Origin of the sequence: Solirubrobacter deserti (assembly GCF_027587175.1) — a bacterium.
GTDB classification, from domain to species: Bacteria; Actinomycetota; Thermoleophilia; order Solirubrobacterales; family Solirubrobacteraceae; genus Solirubrobacter; species Solirubrobacter deserti.
Map to the genome: position 1 here is coordinate 1 of NZ_JAPCID010000100.1, position 5,527 is coordinate 5,527.

Annotated in this window: 4 protein-coding genes; 2 read left to right on the forward strand and 2 right to left on the reverse strand. The window is 76.5% G+C overall.

All coding sequences use genetic code 11. From position 1 onward, the window contains the following. A partial coding sequence (locus OJ962_RS33880; protein WP_270006930.1) for a DivIVA domain-containing protein occupies positions 1-336 on the reverse strand: 336 nt, incomplete at its 3' end. Positions 337-367: 31 nt separating this feature from the next. Between OJ962_RS33880 and OJ962_RS33885 the strand changes: the two genes are divergently transcribed. Then, a complete protein-coding gene (locus OJ962_RS33885) occupies positions 368-1,291 on the forward strand; it encodes a glycoside hydrolase family protein (RefSeq protein WP_202957518.1) in 924 nt (307 codons plus the stop codon). Here the strand turns inward: OJ962_RS33885 and OJ962_RS33890 are convergent. Continuing rightward, positions 1,272-2,915 (reverse strand): AMP-dependent synthetase/ligase, encoded by a 1,644-nt coding sequence (locus OJ962_RS33890; RefSeq protein ID WP_202957519.1) that lies wholly within the window; start codon positions 2,913-2,915, stop codon positions 1,272-1,274. The two genes, OJ962_RS33885 and OJ962_RS33890, sit on opposite strands and share 20 nt — an antisense overlap. Positions 2,916-3,008: 93 nt before the next feature. Here OJ962_RS33890 and OJ962_RS33895 point away from each other — a divergent pair. Further along, positions 3,009-5,527 (forward strand): ATP-binding protein (locus OJ962_RS33895; RefSeq protein WP_270006931.1); only part of this gene is annotated, 2,519 nt, incomplete at its 3' end.

The following is a 5,527-nucleotide window of genomic DNA, read 5'->3' on the forward strand; positions in this document are numbered from 1 at the left end:
CGCCTGGGCGTCCGCGAGCAGGCGCTCAGCGGCCGCGCGGCCCGCCGCCTCGCCCGCCGCGAGCGCGCCCGCACGGATGCGCTCCGCCTCGGCGGTCGCCGCCGCGAGGTCGGCGTCGGCCTTCAGCCGCGCGCCCTCGAGCGTCGCCTCGGCCTCGAGCTTCGCGCCGCGCGCCTCCTCCTCGAGCCGGGTGGCCTCGCGTCGCTTCTCGCCCGCCAGGCCGCGGTTGAACCACTCCGACACCAGCTCGAGGTGGCGGTCCACCTCGTCCGGGTCGTAGCCGCGCCGCACCGTCGCGAACGTTCTTTGCACCACGAACACCGACCGCGAGTCCATCTCCGTCCGAGTGTGGCAGCGTTCGGTGGCGATGCTGCAAGACCCTGAGCACTGGATCTGGGACAGTTGGGTCGCCGACGACGGCGAGCGCTACCACCTCTTCTTCCTCAAGGCCCCCGCGGCCCTGAAGGACCCGGCGCTGCGCCACGAGGCCGCGTGCATCGGCCACGCGAGCTCCACCGACCTCACGCACTGGGAGGTGCACGAGGACGCGCTCACGCCCGCCGAGTCGGGGTTCGACGCGCTCGCGCTGTGGACCGGATCGACGGTCCGGGGCCACGACGGCGTCTGGCGCCTCTACTACACCGCGCTCAACACCGAGCACGGCCACGGCGTGCGCGACCAGCGGATCGGCGTCGCGGAGTCCACGGACCTGCACACGTGGGAGCGCCGGGGCGCGGAGATCGTCCGGCCGGACCCGCGCTGGTACCGCGTCCACGATGAGGCGTCCGGCGCGAGCGAGACGTGGCGCGATCCGTTCGTCTTCCACCACGAAGGCCGCTGGCACATGCTGCTGACCGCGCGCGACCCGGTCGCACCGCGCCTGAAGGACGGCGTCCTCGCGCACGCGACGTCGGACGACATGCGCACGTGGGAGCTGCAGCCGCCCCTCACGGCCCCCGCCGGCTTCGGCCAGCTCGAGGTGCCGCAGATCCGTCGCGTCGGCGAGCGTCACCTGCTCGTCTTCACCTGCCACCCGGAGGAGCAGAGCGAGGACCAGCGGCTCGCGTTCGGCGACTTCTGCACCTGGTACGTGACCGCCGACGACGCGCTCGGCCCGTTCGACGTCGCCCGCGCCAAACCGTTCACGGCCGACCCCAAGCTGTTCGCCGCGCCGCTCGTGCAGACGCGCACCGGCGAGTGGGTGTTCATCGGCTTCCGCAACACCGAACCCGAGGGCGTCCTGAACTTCTACATCATCGACCCGCTGCCGTTCACCCCGCCGCGTACATAGCGTCGATCGCGTCCGCGTGCCGCGCGAGCACCGAGCGGCGCTTGAGCTTCTGCGTCGGCGTCAGCTCCGCGCCGCCCGGCACCCACTGCTCGTCGAGGATCGTGTACCGCTTGATCTGCTCCACGCGTGCCAGGCGCGCGTTGGCGGCGGCCACCGCGGCGGGGATGGCGCCCGGGTCCGCGCCGGGCTCCAGGACGAGCAGCGCCGTGAGGTAGGGGCGCCGGTCGCCGACCGCGCAGGCGTGCGCGATCAGCGGGGTCGCGGCTTTGAGCTCGGATTCCACGCGCGCCGGGGACACGTTCTTGCCACCGGCGGTGATGATCAGCTCCTTCTTACGGTCCACGATGGTGAGGTTGCCGTCGCCGTCGAGGGTGCCGATGTCGCCGGTGTGCAGCCAGCCGCCGGCGTCGATCGGACTGTCGCGCCCGCCGCGGTACCCGCGCATGAGCCCGCGGGCGCGCAGCAGGATCTCGCCGTCGGGCGCCAGCCGGAGCTCGACGCCGTCGAGCGGGCGCCCCACGGTCCCGATCCGCGGCTGTCCACGGCGCCCGACGGCGCCCAGGCAGCCCGACTCGGACAGCGCGTAGCCCTCGAGCAGCTCCACGCCGATCGCGTGGAAGAACTCGAGCACATCCCGGGAGATCGGCGCCGCGCCGGAGCCCGCGACGACGACCGCGTCGAGGCCGAGCCGCTCGCGCAGGCCGGCGAAGAGCGCCGCGTCGGCCCGGTCGACCGCCTGCGCGAGCGCCGGCGGGACGGGCTCGCCCGCCTGCTCGAGCCGTACGCGCTGCAACCCGGCGGCGATCGCCGCCCGCGCCGCCTCCCGCCGCTCGGGCGGTTGGTGCTCGAGCGCCTGCTCCACGCCGGCCTTGAGCTTCTCCCACACGCGCGGGACCGCGATGAACAGGTGCGGGCGCACGCGCGGCAACTGCTCGGCGATCGTGCGCGGGTCCGAGCAGGTCGTGGTGTCGAGCCCTCGGACGAGCGCCAGCGAGTAGTGCAGCACGCGGTCCATGACGTGGGCGTTGGGCAGCCACGAGATGATGCGCTCGACGTCGTCGAGTCCGAGCGCCGCGTCCCACGCGCGGACCGCGGTCAGGATGCCGTCGTGCGTGAGCTCGACGCCCTTCGGGCGGGCGGTGGTCCCGGACGTGTAGATCACGACGGCGACGGCCTGCGGGTCGATGGTCCACCGGCGCAGCTCGATCGGCTCGGCCGCGGGCAGCCCTTCGACGAGGACCGCCGGCTCGACGCCGGCGCGGCGGACGCCGTCGCGCAGCGAGCGTTCGGTGACGATCAGCCGGGCGCCCGCGTCACTGGCGACGAACGCGATGTCGTTGGGCGGCAGCGTCGTGTAGAGCGGGCACACCGTCCCGCCGCAGAACGTGATCGCGAGGTCGGTGATCCACTGCTCGGGGCGGTTGGTGAGCAGCGTCGCGACCGTGTCCCCCGGGTGCACGCCGAGCGCACGCAGCGTTCCGGCCGTCTCGGCGACGCGCTGGGCGAGCTGCGCCCAGGTCAGCGTGAGGTGCTCGCCACGCAGCGCGACCGCATCCGGGATGCGCGCCACCGTGTCGAGGAAGGCGGCCGGGACCGTGGCCGCGGTGGAGGGTGCGAGAGTCATGGCGCGATCGTCCGCGCCACCGGCCGCGCGCGCATCGTGGACCCCACCACGATCTTTTCCCGCAACGCTCACGGCTCCCCGTAGGGTTGGGGCATGGGGCTGCTCGAGCGTGAAGCCGAGCTGGCCGCGATCGGTGCGGCGGTGCGGCGCGCCCACGCCGGAGACGGCAGCGTGCTCGCGTTGGCGGGTGCCCCCGGGATCGGCAAGAGCGCCCTGCTCGCCGCGGCCGTGGCCGCCGCCGACGGGCTGCAGGTCGTGCAGGCCCGCGCGGCGCCGCTCGAGCAGAGCTACGCCTTCGGGGTGGTGCGGACGCTCTTCGCGCCAATCCGCGGCAGCGCGGCCTGGCCCGCGCTGACCGCCGACGCCGCGCGGCTGGCGCTGCCGGCGCTCGACCCGTCGGCGAGCTTCGCCGGCCCCGGCGAGGAGGCGCGCCACGCCGCGCTGCACGGCTTGACCTGGCTCGTGGCCAACCTCGCGGCGCAGGCGCCCGTGCTGATCGCCGTCGACGACGTCCACTGGGCCGACGCGCCGTCGCTGCGCTGGCTCGCGCACCTGGCCCGCCGCGTCGCGGGGCTGCGGGTCCTGGTGCTGGTCGCCGTGCGCAGCGGCGAGCCGCCGAGCGACCCGGCGCTGCTCGGCGCGTTGCTGGAGAGCGCCACCGCGGTCCGCCCGCGCCCGCTGAGCCCGGCGTCGACCGCCGCGCTCGTCCGCGCGCGTGTGCCGAGCGCGGACGACGGCGTCTGCGCGGCCTGCCACGAGGCCACGGGCGGGAACCCGTTCCTCGTCGACGCGCTCGCGACGGCGCTGTCCGAAGCGGCGAGCGAGCCGTCGCACGCGCGGATCGCGGCCTTCGGCCCGGAGGCGGTCGCGCGCGACGTCGCGCAGCGCCTGCAGCGACTCGGGCCCGACCCCGGCCGGGTCGCGCTCGCGGCGGCCATCCTCGGCCCAGGCGCCCCGCCGCGCCTGGTGTCCGCGCTGGCCGGCGTCTCACGCGAGCGGGCCGCCGAAGCCGCCGACGCGCTGCGCGCGGCCGCGGTCCTGGCGCCCGGCGCGCGACTCGAGCTCGCGCATCCCATCCTCGCCACGGCCGTCCTGGCCCAGCTGGGGCCGGGGCGCACGGCGATCTGGCACCGGCGCGCCTGGCAGCTGCTGCACGCCGGCGGCGCGGAGCCCGAACGCCAGGCGCTGCACCTGCTGCACGTCGACCCGGACGGTGACGCGCGGGTGGTCGCGACGCTGCGTTCCGCCGCGCGCGCGGCGGTCGCACGCGGGGCGCCCGACACCGCCGCGGTCTACCTGCGCCGCGCGCTGGACGAGCCGCCGGCGCCGGAGGACCGCCCGTGGGTGCTGCTGGAGTGCGGGCTCGCGCTCGCCGCGCACCGCGACCGTGAGGCCCCGGCGCGCCTGCGGGAGGCGATCACGCTGATCGCGCCGCCGGGCCTCCGGGCCCAAGCGGCGCTGCGGGCGGCGCAGGCGCTGGCGCTGGCGGCGCTCTACGACGACATGATCTCGATCTGCCACCTCGCCCTCGCGGACACGGGGGACGCCGCGCCGGAGGTGGTCGCGCGGCTGGAAGCGGAGCTCGTCGGCCTGGGCCTGACCCGCGCCGAGGCGCTGGCCGACTGCCGTGCCCGGGTGCAGCGCGCGCGGCAGTCGCCGCCGGAGGTCGAGCTCTGGCGCGTCAACGCCGCGGGACTCGACACCTTCAGCGGAGTCCCGGCGCAGGTGCCGCTCGCGCAGCTGCGCCGGCCGGAGCTGGAGCGCGAGGGCGACTCGCTCGTGGGCACCGTCGTCCGCGGGCTGATGTTGATCTACAACGACGACCTCGAGCGGGCGCTGGAGCACTGCCAAGGGCTGCTCGAGGCGGCGCGCCCACGCGGCTGGGCCAGCGCGGTGGCGAACGTGAACTGGCTGCGTGCCATGGCCGCCCTGCGGCTCGGGCGCGTCGGCGAAGCGCTCGAGGACGCGCGTCCGGCCTACGAGTTCAAGGTCGAGGTCGGCGCGCCGCCGGACTCGCTCGCGTGGGCCACCGCGCCGCTGGCCGACGCGCTGCTCGAGCACGGTGAAGCGGTCGCCGCCGAGGCCGTGCTCACCCGCTGGGACGCCGACGCGCTTGCGCCCGGCGTGCTCACGCGGCCGATCCTGCTCGAGTCGCGGGCGCGGCTGCGGCTCGCGCAGCAGCGGCCGCGGGAGGCGCTGCGCGACGCGCGCGCGGCGGCCACGGAATGGGCGCTGCGCGACGCCGACGGCCCGGGCGTGGTCGGTTGGCGGCTGTGCGCGGTCGAGGCGCTCGTCGCGCTCGGCCGGCACGCCGAGGCTGCCGTGCTCGCCGCCGACCAGCTCGCGTGCGCCGAGCGGCACGGAACCGCGACGGCGCTCGCGGCGGCGCACCGCGCCGTGGCGCTGACGTGCACCCGGCCCGATGACGCGCTGACGGCGCTCCGCCTGGCCGTGTCCGCTGCGGGCGCAAGCGAGCCGGCCGAGCCGGCGGCACGCGGCGGCGACTCTCCCATGGCCGCAGCGCGCGGCCGCGACCCGCGCCCTGACGGGGCGAGTCACGGCGGCGAGCTCCGCACGGCCGCGGCGCGCGGCCGCGGCCCTCGCGCCGACGC

Bases quoted from the DNA above. Each gene is read 5' to 3' on its own strand.
- OJ962_RS33885 (WP_202957518.1), top strand. From the start codon at position 368: ATGCTGCAAGACCCTGAGCACTGGATCTGGGACAGTTGGGTCGCCGAC.
- OJ962_RS33890 (WP_202957519.1), bottom strand. From the start codon at position 2,915: ATGACTCTCGCACCCTCCACCGCGGCCACGGTCCCGGCCGCCTTCCTC.